At 64.0% G+C, this 12,128-nt stretch carries 12 protein-coding genes and 2 pseudogenes; 10 read left to right on the plus strand and 4 right to left on the minus strand.

Going from position 1 to position 12,128, the window contains the following annotated elements:
• The first annotated feature begins 209 nt into the window (after window positions 1-209).
• From RFN28_RS33580 to RFN28_RS33605, 6 genes and pseudogenes are all read left to right on the plus strand, one after another.
• Window positions 210-440 carry a DUF559 domain-containing protein gene (locus RFN28_RS33580; RefSeq protein WP_320291431.1) on the plus strand — a complete coding sequence of 77 codons (231 nt, stop codon included), beginning with the start codon at window positions 210-212 and terminating at the stop codon, window positions 438-440.
• Window positions 364-578, plus strand: a pseudogene (locus RFN28_RS33585) (endonuclease domain-containing protein). Before RFN28_RS33580 ends, RFN28_RS33585 begins: the two are co-directional and overlap by 77 nt.
• Before the next feature lie 189 nt (window positions 579-767).
• Window positions 768-1,472, plus strand: coding sequence for a DUF1223 domain-containing protein (locus RFN28_RS33590; protein ID WP_320291443.1), 705 nt, complete (start codon window positions 768-770; stop codon window positions 1,470-1,472).
• Window positions 1,473-1,555: 83 nt separating this feature from the next.
• Window positions 1,556-1,855: a hypothetical protein gene (locus RFN28_RS33595; protein ID WP_320291432.1), complete on the plus strand. Its 300-nt coding sequence runs from the start codon at window positions 1,556-1,558 to the stop codon at window positions 1,853-1,855.
• A 226-nt stretch (window positions 1,856-2,081) separates the two neighbouring features.
• Complete coding sequence (gene msrA / locus RFN28_RS33600) at window positions 2,082-2,810, plus strand: peptide-methionine (S)-S-oxide reductase MsrA (protein WP_320291433.1); 729 nt, start codon at window positions 2,082-2,084, stop codon at window positions 2,808-2,810.
• A gap of 373 nt (window positions 2,811-3,183) precedes the next feature.
• Window positions 3,184-4,896 carry a phospholipase D-like domain-containing protein gene (locus RFN28_RS33605; protein WP_320291434.1) on the plus strand — a complete coding sequence of 571 codons (1,713 nt, stop codon included), beginning with the start codon at window positions 3,184-3,186 and terminating at the stop codon, window positions 4,894-4,896.
• Here RFN28_RS33605 and RFN28_RS33610 read toward each other — a convergent pair.
• Both RFN28_RS33610 and RFN28_RS33615 read right to left on the minus strand, forming a co-directional pair.
• A complete protein-coding gene (locus RFN28_RS33610; protein ID WP_320291435.1) occupies window positions 4,887-5,891 on the minus strand; it encodes a cytochrome d ubiquinol oxidase subunit II in 1,005 nt (334 codons plus the stop codon). The two genes, RFN28_RS33605 and RFN28_RS33610, sit on opposite strands and share 10 nt — an antisense overlap.
• Window positions 5,888-7,267: a cytochrome ubiquinol oxidase subunit I gene (locus RFN28_RS33615; protein ID WP_320291437.1), complete on the minus strand. Its 1,380-nt coding sequence runs from the start codon at window positions 7,265-7,267 to the stop codon at window positions 5,888-5,890. The genes RFN28_RS33610 and RFN28_RS33615 overlap by 4 nt, the downstream gene beginning before the upstream one ends.
• Before the next feature lie 296 nt (window positions 7,268-7,563).
• Here RFN28_RS33615 and RFN28_RS33620 point away from each other — a divergent pair, with 296 nt between their 5' ends.
• Both RFN28_RS33620 and RFN28_RS33625 read left to right on the plus strand, forming a co-directional pair.
• The gene (locus RFN28_RS33620; protein ID WP_320291439.1) at window positions 7,564-8,490 is read left to right on the plus strand and encodes an ABC transporter ATP-binding protein; all 927 of its coding nucleotides are present in this window, start codon (window positions 7,564-7,566) and stop codon (window positions 8,488-8,490) included.
• Window positions 8,491-8,504: 14 nt separating this feature from the next.
• Entirely contained in the window at window positions 8,505-9,266 is a 762-nt protein-coding gene (locus tag RFN28_RS33625) for an ABC transporter permease (protein WP_320291444.1), read from the plus strand.
• A 276-nt stretch (window positions 9,267-9,542) separates the two neighbouring features.
• On the opposite strand, the gene RFN28_RS33630 is transcribed toward RFN28_RS33625, so the two are convergent.
• Window positions 9,543-10,580 carry a phosphatidylglycerol lysyltransferase domain-containing protein gene (locus RFN28_RS33630; RefSeq protein WP_320291440.1) on the minus strand — a complete coding sequence of 346 codons (1,038 nt, stop codon included), beginning with the start codon at window positions 10,578-10,580 and terminating at the stop codon, window positions 9,543-9,545.
• Window positions 10,581-10,826: 246 nt separating this feature from the next.
• On the opposite strand from RFN28_RS33630, the gene RFN28_RS33635 reads away from it, so the two are divergent.
• On the plus strand, window positions 10,827-11,318 hold the full coding sequence (locus RFN28_RS33635; protein ID WP_320291441.1) for a MarR family winged helix-turn-helix transcriptional regulator: 492 nt from the start codon (window positions 10,827-10,829) through the stop codon (window positions 11,316-11,318).
• Window positions 11,315-11,995 (plus strand): GNAT family N-acetyltransferase, encoded by a 681-nt coding sequence (locus tag RFN28_RS33640; RefSeq protein WP_320291442.1) that lies wholly within the window; start codon window positions 11,315-11,317, stop codon window positions 11,993-11,995. Before RFN28_RS33635 ends, RFN28_RS33640 begins: the two co-directional genes overlap by 4 nt.
• 29 nt (window positions 11,996-12,024) lie before the next feature.
• Here the strand turns inward: RFN28_RS33640 and RFN28_RS35000 are convergent.
• Window positions 12,025-12,128 (minus strand): annotated as a pseudogene (locus tag RFN28_RS35000) (IS110 family transposase); the annotation flags it as partial.

Here is a 12,128-nt window from a genome sequence, read left to right on the forward strand (position 1 = left end):
TCTTCTTTCTGGCTCATCACGCTTCTGGCCTCGAATGGCATCCCGAACCCCCTCGCGCAAAACGCGCAAAACTGTTCGCGATGTCCTCGCACACCTGTTCGCGATGTCCCCGGTCGAAACACCCTTGTGGGAGAAGGTGGATCGGCGCGCAGCGCCGAGACGGATGAGGGTTGCTGGACGGAGCTCAATGGCCCGGCTAATCCGGAGCCATGCCGCATCAACCTGTCAAACAGACCAAACGCAGGTTTGCCCGTTCGCTCCGGCGTGAAATGACGGAGGCGGAGGACAAGCTCTGGCAGGAATTGCGCGATCGCAGGCTCGACCGGATCAAATTTTCGGCGTCAGGTTCCTATTGGAAGATACATCGCCGATTTCGTCTGCCTCGAAGCTCGCCTGATCGTCGAGATCGATGGCAGCCAGCTTGCGGATTCGGAGTCTGACCAGGTCCGCGGCACTGAATTGAAGGCGAGGGCTTTCGCGTGGTGCGCTTTTGGAACGACGTCCTGAAGGATTTGGACGGCGTCTGCGATACGATCATAGCTTATGTGAGAGACACCAGCCTTCAGCCTTGGCGGTGAACTTGGTCTGCGCCGCCGCCAAGCTGGAGCACCCCTCATCCGTCTCGGCGCTGCACGCCGAGCCACCTTCTCCCACAAGCGCCTCCCAATCACAAACCGGTGAAGCTGTAACGAAGCCTTCCGAGGCGGCGAAATGGGAGCATTGCCCAGCCGCAACGGAGACTTCTTCCCGTGATCGGACCCAAGACAATGCTCGGCAAAGCGCTGCTCGCCGGCGCGGCGCTGATCGCGCTTGCGGCCACGGCCGGCACGGCGGCGGCGCAGCCGCTGACCGTGGTCGAGCTGTTCACCAGCCAGGGCTGCTCGTCCTGCCCGCCGGCCAATGCCAACCTGATCAAGGTCAAGGACCAGCCGGGCGTGCTGGCGCTGTCCTTCAACGTCACCTACTGGGATTATCTCGGCTGGAAGGACACGTTCGGCCGGCAGGAGTTCACGCAGCGCCAGGTCAACTACGAGCCGGCCCTCGGCCATGACGGGCCGTTCACGCCGCAGGTGGTGGTGAATGGCGCCCACGATGCGGTCGGCGCCAAGCCGGGCGAGATCCAACAGCTGATCGCCCAAAGTCTGATCAACAAGGGCGGCCGCGCGCAAGGCCCGGATGTGGCGCTTGCCGGCGGCAAGGTCAGCATCGGCGCCGCCAAGGCGCCCGGCGGCGCGGCCGATGTCTGGCTGGTGCGCTACAGACGAGGCGTCGTCGAGGTGCCGGTGGCGCGCGGCGAGAACACCGGCCGCACGCTGCCGCATGCCAATGTCGTGCATTCGCTGGAAAAGCTGGGCCGCTGGAACGGCCAGGCGACGACGCTGCCGCTGCCCAAGGGCGGCGACGGCCTCAGCACCGCCGTGCTGGTGCAGAGCCCGGGCGGCGGGCCGATCCTGGCCGCGGCCGCGAACTGATCATCATTTTTTAGCGCCGGGCCGCAGCAAGCGGCGGCGCACCAACGGGCCCGCATCGCGCGCCTCAACTCAAGGAGACCAGCATGACCAAATTCCTGACGGCGCTTGCGCTTGCGCTCGCAACCTTTGCCGCCGGCGCCCGCGCCGACGACGCGACTGATGCCATGAAGCCCGCCAATGCGATGGCGACCGACACCATGAAGCCGGCGACGGATGCGATGAAACCCGCGACGGGCGCGATGAAACCGGCCGATACGATGAAGCCGGATGCAATGGCTACCCAGGCGATGAAGCCGGCGACGGATGCCATGAAGCCCGCGGATGCGATGAAGCCGGTGACGGATGCAATGAAGCCGGCCGACGCGATGGCTCCGGCACAGTAAGGTCGGCCCATGCCTTGTGACGCCCCCTCACCCAGCCTCCGCTTCGCTCGGCTGACCTCTCCCCGCTGGGGAGAGGCGACTGTCAGCGCCGGCGCCAACCTCTTCTCCCCGCCGGGGAGAAGGTGGCCGCGAAGCGACCGGATGAGGGGGAGCGCCGCACGGCAAAGTGAGAAACTCGCGGCGGCTTCCGTCGTATAATCCTCAAACCTAACCTAGGAGGTCAGACATGACCGACATCGAGAAGAAACCCGCGCGGCGATCACTCGCCCCGCTCGCTGCGCTCGTGCTGACGGCGGCGGGTGCCGCGTTCTGGCAGACGCCGGCCCGTTCGGCCGAGGACGCGGTGGTGATCCCGCCGCCGGCTTTGGACGAGAAGGCGGCAAGCGGCACTGAGAAGGCAATCTTCGCCGGCGGCTGCTTCTGGGGCATGCAAGGCGTATTCCAGCATGTGAAGGGCGTGAGCAAGGCCGTTTCCGGCTACACCGGCGGCAGCGCCGAAAACGCCGTCTACGAAGTCGTCGGCACCGGCCGCACCGGGCACGCCGAGTCGGTCGAGATCACCTACGATCCGTCGAAGGTGACCTATGGCCAGCTCTTGCAGGTCTATTTCTCGGTCGCGCACAATCCGACCGAGCTCAACTACCAGGGGCCGGACCAGGGCACGCAATACCGCTCGACGATCTTCGCCGAGAATGAGGAGCAGAAGAAGGTCGCCGAAAGCTACATCGCCCAGCTCGACAAGGCCAAGGTGTTTGGCAAGCCGATCGTCACCACGCTGGAGACCGGCAAGACCTTCTATCCGGCCGAGGACTACCATCAGGATTTCCTGACGCTGAATCCGACCTATCCCTATATCGTCTATAACGACCTGCCCAAGATCGAGAGCCTCAAGGCGCTGTTCCCGAAGCTCTACAGCGAAAAGCCGGTGCTGGTGCTGGCCTCCAGCAAGAGCTGATTGCGGCACGCATCCAGCTCATGGGTAAACAAGGGCGAGCAGGCCCGGCCTGCCCGCCTCTTCTTTGCCGGAAATATACTGCACTGTGAAGCAGTTCATAGAGCTATACTTGCGTTTCTACAAACATTGACGGCGCACGTTCTGCCGCTACATAATCGTTGTCGCTCGTCTTTCTGACTTTCTGTTTCAGCTGACCCGGAGACCCGTTTCCGGCACCGATTCTGTTGGCCGCACCCAAACCTGCCGGCGTCTGAAGCGCGTCGCGCCGGACGGGTTCAGTCGACGCGCTTTAGGTCTTTGTTTCGATGCATGTCGTTGTCCCAGGACCGCTGCACACTTCCGGGGCGACATGCATTATCGGGGAGGAATGACAATGGCCGTCAGCATCAAGGTTTCCGTCTACACCAATGGCGACGACGCCTTCGTCGCCTGGGCGCCGAGCGACTTCATCGCGGGATGCCGCGGCTTCCTGCTTGAACGCGGCCGCAAGGTCGGCGCGACCGAGAAGATCGAGCCGGTCGAGAACCGCGTCGGCTTCACCAAGGACAAGCCGAAATCGGGCGACCACCGGCCGTCGGATGTCTGGCCGTTCCAGCGCTTCAACTGGACCGACCACGCGGCCGATGTCGGCAACGTGGTGCGCTACCGGGTGACTGCGATGATGAGCGCCGGCGCCGGCAAGCCGCTGACCAAGGGTGTCACGAGCGACTGGACGGACTGGAAGACGCTTTCAACCGATGCCGGCGGCGGCTTTTCCTGCTTCTTCAACCGCGGGCTGGTGCTGTCGCAATTCGTCGCCCGCTACATGGCCAAGAACAAGCTGACGCCGGCGGCCTTCAAGAAAAGCCTGCAGACCAATGGCGACGCGAAGTTCCGCGCCTTCCTCGCGGGCGACCTCGGCCTGCGCATGGTCGGGCTGACGCAGGTTCCCGGCGACGAATTGCACGCCGCGCTCTACGAGCTCGGCGACGCGACGCTGGAGACGGCGCTGATCGGGCTCGGGCCGCGCCTCAATCTCATCCTCGCCAACGGCTCGGACAAGAAGGGCGACGGCAATGCGGCCGCGCGCAAGAATCTCAACGACCACGGCATCGCGACCATCGACCGGATGCTGAAATCGAAGGGCCTCGGCCACAACAAATTCGTCGTGGTCTCCGAGGGCGGCGTGCCCAGGATGGTGTGGACGGGCAGCACCAACTGGAGCACCACGGGCCTGTGCACGCAGGTCAATAACGGCCTGCTGATCGAGGATCAGGAGGTGGCGAAGCATTTCCGCAGGCACTGGGACCTGCTCAAGGATGCCTCGCCGCCGAAGACCGATCCGGCCGATTTCACGCCGGCACTGATCGCGGACAACGACGCGCCGAAGACGTTCACCGTCGGCGCAGCCAAGGCGACGGTGTGGTTCACGCGCACGTCGGACGGGGCCGACATGGAGGCGCTGCGCCAAGTCATCAATTCGGCCAGGCACGCCGTGCTGTTCCTGATGTTCACGCCCGGCAAGCAGGGCCTGCATTCGCTGGCCGGCCAGCGCGCCAGGGAAGAGGGCATGTATGTGCGCGGCGTGGTGAGCACGCTCAGCGAAGACGAAGGCGGCACCGACCAGAACTTCCTCGACATCGACCTGGTGAGCAGCGACCGCACGTTCAAGCCGGACCGCTACGCGGTGGCGCAGCCGCAGGGCCTCGACGCATCGTTCGGACCGTGGATCGCCGAGGTCAACCGGCGCACCTTCCTGACGCAGATCGGTCACGCCATCGTGCACTCGAAGATCCTGGTCACCGACCCGCATTCCGACGACTGCGTGGTGGTGACCGGCAGCCACAATTTCTCGGCGCCGGCGAGCAAGGCCAATGACGAGAACCTGGTGATCGTCCGCGGCCACAAGAAACTTGCAGCCGCCTATGCAACCTATGCGATGTCGGTCTACAGCCACTACCGCTACCGCTCCTACATCCGCGAGATGCGCGCGCAGGGCAAGACGCCGTGGAGCTATCTGGACGACGACGATCAATGGCTGAAGACGGAGCTTCAGACCAAGGCGCAGGAGATCGCCTTCTGGACCGAGCCTGAGGTTCAGTCGTAGGTCAGATCCGTCGCTTTGCCGCCGAAGACGCGGTAGGCATAGAAGGAATAGAAGATGATGATCGGCAGCACGACCACCGTGCCGACCAGGATGAAGGCCAGGCTCTCCGGCGCCGAGGCGGCCTGCCAGATCGTCAGCCTGTCGGGCACGACGAAGGGATAGAACGACCAGGCGAGACCGGCAAAGCCCAGCGCGAAGATGGCGGCAAGGGTGAGGAACGGCCGGATCGCATGCTGGTCGTCGGGTTTCGGCAGGTGGAAGGTCTGCCGCCACAGCCACAAGAACAACAGCGCCGACACAATTGGCAGCGGCGAGAGATAGAGGATCTCCGGCCAGAGGAACCACTTATCGAAGATGCGCGGGCTGGCGAAGGGCGTGGCAAGGGAGACGGCGACCATGCCGAGCGCCGTCAGCACCAGCGCGGTGCGCAGCCAGCGCACGGCCTTCCTCTGCAGATCGCCCTCGGTCTTGTAGATCAGCCAGGCGGAACCCATGGCGGCATAGGCGGCGGACAGGCAGAGCGCGACCAGCGCGCCGAAGGCCATGCCGCCGAGGCCGACATCGAGGCCAAGCACATAGACGCCGAGCATATAGCCCTGCGCCAGCGAGGCGGTTGCGGAGCCCAGGAAGAAGATGCGGTTCCAGCGATGCTTCCTGCCGGCCGGCACCTTGGCGCGGAAGTCGAAGGCGACGCCGCGCAGGATCAGACCGACGAGCAGCACGAAGACCGGCAGATAGAGCGCGGTGAGGATGGTGCCATGCGCCATCGGGAAGGCGACGAGCAGGAGCCCGACCGCCAGCACCAGCCAGGTCTCGTTGGCATCCCAGAACGGGCCGATCGCCGCGATCATCGTGTCCTGCTCAGCGTCCTCGGCAGCGGCGAACAGGATGCCGATGCCGAGGTCGAAGCCGTCGAGGATGACATAGATCAGGATGGCGAGGCCCATCAAGCCGGCGAAGATCAACGGAAGCGCGGTCGGCCAGTCGAAACTCATATCACTCGCTCCCCTGTTTCCTCGGCAGCCGGCTGCGACAAAGCAGCGTTCATGACACCGGGCAGCGGCGATGTGTCGCCTTCCTTGGCCGCCTTCAGCGCCAGGTGAACCAGCACACCGAGATAGGCGATCAAGAGCAGCACATAGAGGATAAGGTAGACGGCTAAAGTGAGCGCCACATGGCTGCCGGCAACGGAGCCGACCGCGTCGGCCGTCTTCAGCACGCCGGTGACCAGCCAGGGCTGGCGGCCGATCTCGGTCGTGTACCAGCCGGCAAGCGTCGCCAGCCAGCCGGAGAGCGCCATCGGCACCATGATCAGGGCCAGCGGCTTCGGCAGGCTATTGCGACGCTTGAGGAACCACGCGGCCGACCAGGAGACGATGAGCATCAGAATGCCGGTGCCGACCATGATGCGGAAACCCCAGAACACCGGGAAGACCGGCGGGTGGTTGCCCGGATAGTCGTTCAAGCCCGGCACGACGCCGCTCACGCTGTGGCGCAGCACGAGACTGGCGCCGTCGGGGATGGCGATCTCGAACCTGTTTTCCTTGGCCGCTTGGTCCGGCAGCGCGAACAGCACCAGCGGCACGTTGGGGCCGGTGTTCCAGTTGGCCTCCATGGCGGCGATCTTCTGCGGCTGGTGCGCAAGCGTGTTCAAGCCGTGCTGGTCGCCGGCAAAGATCTGGATCGGGATCAGGATGGCGGCGGTGAAGACGCCGGTGCGCAACGCCTTCCACATCGATTCCGAACGGTCGCCGTAAAGATAACGCAGCGCCGACAGGCCGGCGATCAGGAAGGAGACGGTGAGCCCCGAGGCAAGCAGCATGTGCACCAGCCGGTAGGGCATTGACGGGTTGAAGATCACCGCCCACCAGTCGAGCGCATGCGCCTTGCCGTCTCGCATCTCGAAGCCGGCCGGCGTCTGCATCCAGGAGTTCAGCGCGATGATCCAGAAGGCGGAAACGGTGGTGCCGCCCGCTACCAGCACCGTCGCCAGCGTGTGGATGCGGTTGGAGACGCGGCGGAAGCCGAACAGCATGATGCCGAGGAAGGCCGCCTCGAGGAAGAAGGCGGTGAGCACCTCATAGGCAAGCAGCGGGCCGGCGATGTTGCCGACCGTTTCCATATAGCCCGGCCAGTTGGTGCCGAACTGGAAGCTCATGGTGACGCCGGAGACCACGCCCATGGCGAAGGAGAGCGCGAATACCTTCACCCACGTGAAATAGGCGCGCATCCAGGCGGAATCGCCCGTGGCGTTGTAGCGGAGCTTGAAGAAGAGAAGCACCCAGCCAAGTGCAATTGTGATCGCCGGAAACAGGATATGGAACGAAATATTCGCGCCGAACTGGATTCGCGACAGGATGAGCGGGTCCATGCTGGGCTCCGGCTGCAATTTATGCTTGAAGGATAGGTCCCAAACACGCCTCGGTCAAAGCGGCGCCGCGCCGCGCGAGGCGCGTTGTCGCAGCGCCGAGCGCGATGCCGCGCCAGCATGAATAAACATCTCGCATGACAGCTTGCCGACAGCGCGGGCGCGGCGCGCAACGCCGCTGTGTCGCCAGCCGCTGAGCGTGACTGTCCAGAACTGTCAGGAGGACCGTCGATTGCCGGTTTGAATAAACCGACATCCGACCTATATGAGGTCACGTTTCCAGCCGGCCATATTTCAGCATGTCATCCATCATCTCGATTTCCGGTGTCACGAAAACCTATGCCACCGGCTTCAAGGCGCTGAAGGAAATCAATCTCGACATCGAGCGCGGCGAGATCTTCGCGCTGCTCGGGCCAAACGGCGCCGGCAAGACGACGCTGATCTCGATCGTCTGCGGCATCGTCAACCGCTCCTCCGGCACCGTCACCGTGGACGGCTACGACATCGGCAGGGATTATCGCGCCGCGCGCAGCCTGATCGGGCTGGTGCCGCAGGAGCTCACCATCGACGCCTTCGAGACGGTGTGGGCGACGGTCAATTACAGCCGCGGCCTGTTCGGCAAGCCGGCCAACACGGCCTTCGTCGAGAAAGTGCTCAAGGATCTGTCGCTGTGGGAGAAGAAGGACGCCAAGGCGATCACGCTGTCGGGCGGCATGAAGCGCCGGCTGATGATCGCCAAGGCGCTGTCGCACGAGCCGCGCGTGCTCTTCCTCGACGAGCCGACGGCCGGCGTCGATGTCGAGCTGCGCCAGGACATGTGGGCGATGGTGCGGCGGCTGCGCGAGGACGGCGTCACCATTATTCTCACCACGCATTACATCGAGGAAGCGGAGGCGATGGCCGACCGTGTCGGCGTCATCAACCGCGGCGAGATCATCCTGGTCGAAGGCAAGGCCGAGCTGATGCGCAAGCTCGGCCGCAAGCAGATGACACTGGAGCTGCGCGCCCCGCTTTCCGCCATGCCGGACGGCCTGTCGCGCTATGCGCTGGAGCTGTCCGCGGACGGGAACGAGCTCACCTACACCTATGACAACCAGAGCGACCGGCCGGGCGTCGCCTCGCTGATCCGCGACCTCGAGGCCGCCGGCATCCAGTTCCGCGATCTCGACACCAAGAACAGCTCGCTCGAAGAGATCTTCGTCAATCTTCTGAGGCAAGAGCCATGAACCCGCGCGCGGCCATGAATCTTCGTGCAGTATGGGCGATCTACCGGGTGGAGATGGCGCGCGCGTTCCGCACGGTGCTGCAAAGCATCATCTCGCCGGTTATCTCGACATCGCTTTATTTCGTCGTCTTCGGCTCGGCCATCGGCTCGCGCATCAACGAGATCGACGGCATCAGCTACGGCGCCTTCATCGTGCCGGGCCTGATGATGCTGTCGCTTTTGACGCAGTCGATCTCGAATGCGTCCTTCGCCATCTATTTCCCCAAATTCGTCGGCTCGATCTACGAGCTTTTGTCGGCGCCGGTGTCCTATCTGGAGATCATCCTCGCCTATGTCGGGGGTGCCGCGACCAAGTCGATCATGCTCGGACTGATCATCTTAGGCACCGCATCGCTGTTCGTGCCGCTCAGGATCGAGCATCCGTTCTGGATGATCGCCTTCCTGGTGCTGACGGCGGTGACCTTCAGCCTGTTCGGCTTCATCATCGGCATCTGGGCCAAGACCTTCGAGCAGCTGCAGCTGGTGCCGCTCCTGATCGTGACGCCGCTCACCTTCCTCGGCGGCAGCTTCTATTCGATCCATATGCTGCCCGGCATCTGGAAGACGATCACGCTGTTCAACCCGGTCGTCTACCTGATCAGCGGGTTCCGCTGGAGTTTTTATGGCAAGGCGGACGTCTCGGTCGGCGTCAGCCTCGGCATGACGCTGGTGTTCCTGGCCGTCTGCATCGCGATCGTGGCGTGGATCTTCAAGACGGGATATCGGTTGAGGAATTGACAGGACATCGTGTTCCGATCTGGAGCGGGCGCATGCCTTCGTGATTAGCCGGAACGCCCTGTCCCGTCGTCATCCTCGGGCTTGACCTGGCTTGACCCGAGGTTCCATGCCGTGACTTCGAAGCGCTGCCTCCGGTGCAGAATTCTGCTGCGTCGCATTCCCCGGCCGACGTAACGGCGTGGATCCCAGGGTCTCCGCGACGCCGCTTCGCGGCTGCTCCGCCCTGGCATGACGAAGTCGCAAGGCTTCGGCAAATCGCGAAGGCTGGCGATATCTCTAAATCGCCTTGATCAGCCGCAGCAGGCCCAGCATCTCTATCAGCGTGCCCTTGCGGAAGGCGATGTAGGTCGGCTCCTCCTGCCCGTGGAAGCGGCGCTTGAAGGCGGCCTGGCCCTGGAGGTTGAAGCGCGAGCGGTTGACCCAGGGCGACCGGTAGGCGCGCTGGAAGGCGCCGCGCCAGAAGCTCGATTCGGCAAAGCCGCTCGGCTCGACATCGAGCAGCGGCGACAGGCCGAGCGTGACGACCGAAATGCCCTCCTCGCGAAAACGGTCGACGGCGAATTTGGTCAGGCCGATCTCGGCATGCGGCGTGGCGTCGACATGCTTGCGCTTGAAGGCGGTTGTGTAACCGATGACCTTGCCGTCGCTGAACAGCGGATCGAAATCGAGGATGGCGACGAGCTCGCCTTCGGGGCCGTGCAGGACGAAACGGCGCATGTCGGCGCCGAGATGGTCGGCGAAGGGACGATTGAGGAAGCCCATCTCCCAGCGCTTGACGATGCGCTCGCCGCGCCAGTTCTCGGACAGCCGCGAAACCTCGTCGAGCAGCATGTTGGCCCTGTCCTCGGCGAAGGTGAAGCCCTTCTTCGTCAGCCAGCGCTCGGAATAGCGCACGGTCTCGTTGCGCTTGCCGGAAAAATCATGCGCCGGCAGATGCAGCCTGGTGTCGACGCCCAACCGGTTGACCTGGTAGCCGAGCCCGGCCAGCACCCTGGCCGTGGCGGCGCTTATCTGCACGAACCAGGGACCTCCGGCGGCCTCGACGAAGCGCCTGATGTAGCCCGGCCGGTCCGCAGGATCGACCACGGGGTCGCCGAGCGCGAAATGGTGCTTCATCTTGGTGCCGAAGGCGATGTAGCCGTCGCCATCGCTGAAATAGGACAGCTTCTGCTGCACGGCGGTGGAATAGGCGAGCGAGAAGTCGCCATGCCGCCGAACCAGCGCCAGGCGCTCCAGATGCGTCAGCTCCCGCCGCGGCACCTTGGGTGCTGCGCCTTCGAGAATCCTATCGATATGGATGCGCAGGGAGGGCATGAGCTTCCGCGTGCCGATGAACAGAGACCCGCCGACCCACGGGCCTCGAATCAGTCGCCAGACGCGACCGATCATGTCGCGCCAGCGCCATATAGGATGCTATCGGCCGGGATTGAAGGGGAAATGTCCGGCGCATGGCGGCCTGGCATCGAGCCTTTATCCTGGGCTGTCAACCTGCAGGAACGATCATTTCTTGACTTTCCATATGTAGTTATATATCAAGTTATGGAATTGGCGGGATCCACTATGGAAGACATCATCCGGTCTCTCGGCTATCTCTGCCTGGGCAGCAGGCTGAAGCGCATAGGCGAGCAATTGCAGGCCGACACGCAGCGCGTGCTCGAGCGGCTCGATGTGCGGATCCAGTCGAGCCAATATCCCCTGCTCGCCGCGCTCGACAGGCTGGGCCCGCTGCCGGTCGGCGAACTGGCGCAATCGCTCGGGGTAGCCCAGCCAGGGGTGACGCGAAGCGTTTCGCTTCTCACCGAACTGGGTTTGGTCGAGGTCATGCAGTCGAACGACGACCAGCGGCGCAGGATCGTCTCTCTCTCGCAAAACGGCCAGCGGCTGGTCGACAGTGCGAAGCGTGACGTCTGGCCCCGCATCGAGGCCGCCGTCAAAGAGGTATGCGCGGATCTCTCCGGCTCGCTGCTGGGTCAGCTCGCCGTCATCGAGGATCGGCTGGCCGCGACCCCGCTCCACCGCCGTGCGGAAAAAGCTGAGGCCGTTGCGCGATGAAACACGTTCTCGACCGCCCCATCTGGAGCGCGCTTGCGACACGCCATCAAGCCTTCGCCGAAGGCGACAGCCTGGCCCGGCGATACCGGCCGTCGATCGTTCCATTTGCCGCCACCGCGACGGACGATCCGGAGAGCTTGCTGGCCTTGAGCAAGCTGTTGCAGCCGCTCGAAAGCTCGATCCTGGTTCAAACGGATCCTATCGTCCTGCCTTCAGATCTTTCCGCGGTTTCGACAGCGACCCTGGTGCAGATGACAGCCGAACGGCCGATGCAAGCCGTGTCCGACGAACGGGTGCAGCGGCTGACGCGCGACGACGCGGCCGAGATGCTGGCGCTGGCGTCGCTGACCAAGCCCGGCCCCTTCACGCTGGAGGCCTTGAGCCTCGGCGATTTCTGGGGCGTGAAGATCGAAGGCAGGCTCGCGGCAATTGCCGGCGAGCGCATGAAGCAGCCCGGCTATACCGAACTCAGCGGCGTGTGCACGCATCCGGATTTCCGCGGCGGCGGCCTTGCCAGGCTGCTGTCGCTGTTCGTGGCAAACCGGATCATGGCACGCGGAGAGGTTCCTTATCTCCACGCCTACGACAGCAACGCTCTGGCCGTCGGCCTCTACGAGTCCATCGGCTTCCGCTTGAGAACCACCCTGAACATGGCCGTGGTTCAACGCGCGGGGTGACTGGGCTGCGGATGCCCATCGTGTCGTCATCAACTCTGAGGAATGGCGGCGTCTCGTAGCCTAGCGTTGAGGGTGACGATGATCTTTCGCATGACGGCGGCGATGGCCACCATTGGCTTTTTGCCGTTGGCGC

The organism is Mesorhizobium album (assembly GCF_033977205.1).
In the GTDB taxonomy this organism is placed as follows: Bacteria; Pseudomonadota; Alphaproteobacteria; order Rhizobiales; family Rhizobiaceae; genus Mesorhizobium; species Mesorhizobium album.

Coding starts and splice junctions, on each gene's coding strand:
- RFN28_RS33580 (WP_320291431.1), top strand. CDS start 210: ATGCCGCATCAACCTGTCAAACAGACCAAACGCAGGTTTGCCCGTTCG.
- RFN28_RS33590 (WP_320291443.1), top strand. CDS start 768: ATGCTCGGCAAAGCGCTGCTCGCCGGCGCGGCGCTGATCGCGCTTGCG.
- RFN28_RS33595 (WP_320291432.1), top strand. CDS start 1,556: ATGACCAAATTCCTGACGGCGCTTGCGCTTGCGCTCGCAACCTTTGCC.
- msrA (WP_320291433.1), top strand. CDS start 2,082: ATGACCGACATCGAGAAGAAACCCGCGCGGCGATCACTCGCCCCGCTC.
- RFN28_RS33605 (WP_320291434.1), top strand. CDS start 3,184: ATGGCCGTCAGCATCAAGGTTTCCGTCTACACCAATGGCGACGACGCC.
- RFN28_RS33610 (WP_320291435.1), bottom strand. CDS start 5,891: ATGAGTTTCGACTGGCCGACCGCGCTTCCGTTGATCTTCGCCGGCTTG.
- RFN28_RS33615 (WP_320291437.1), bottom strand. CDS start 7,267: ATGGACCCGCTCATCCTGTCGCGAATCCAGTTCGGCGCGAATATTTCG.
- RFN28_RS33620 (WP_320291439.1), top strand. CDS start 7,564: ATGTCATCCATCATCTCGATTTCCGGTGTCACGAAAACCTATGCCACC.
- RFN28_RS33625 (WP_320291444.1), top strand. CDS start 8,505: ATGAATCTTCGTGCAGTATGGGCGATCTACCGGGTGGAGATGGCGCGC.
- RFN28_RS33630 (WP_320291440.1), bottom strand. CDS start 10,580: ATGCCCTCCCTGCGCATCCATATCGATAGGATTCTCGAAGGCGCAGCA.
- RFN28_RS33635 (WP_320291441.1), top strand. CDS start 10,827: ATGGAAGACATCATCCGGTCTCTCGGCTATCTCTGCCTGGGCAGCAGG.
- RFN28_RS33640 (WP_320291442.1), top strand. CDS start 11,315: ATGAAACACGTTCTCGACCGCCCCATCTGGAGCGCGCTTGCGACACGC.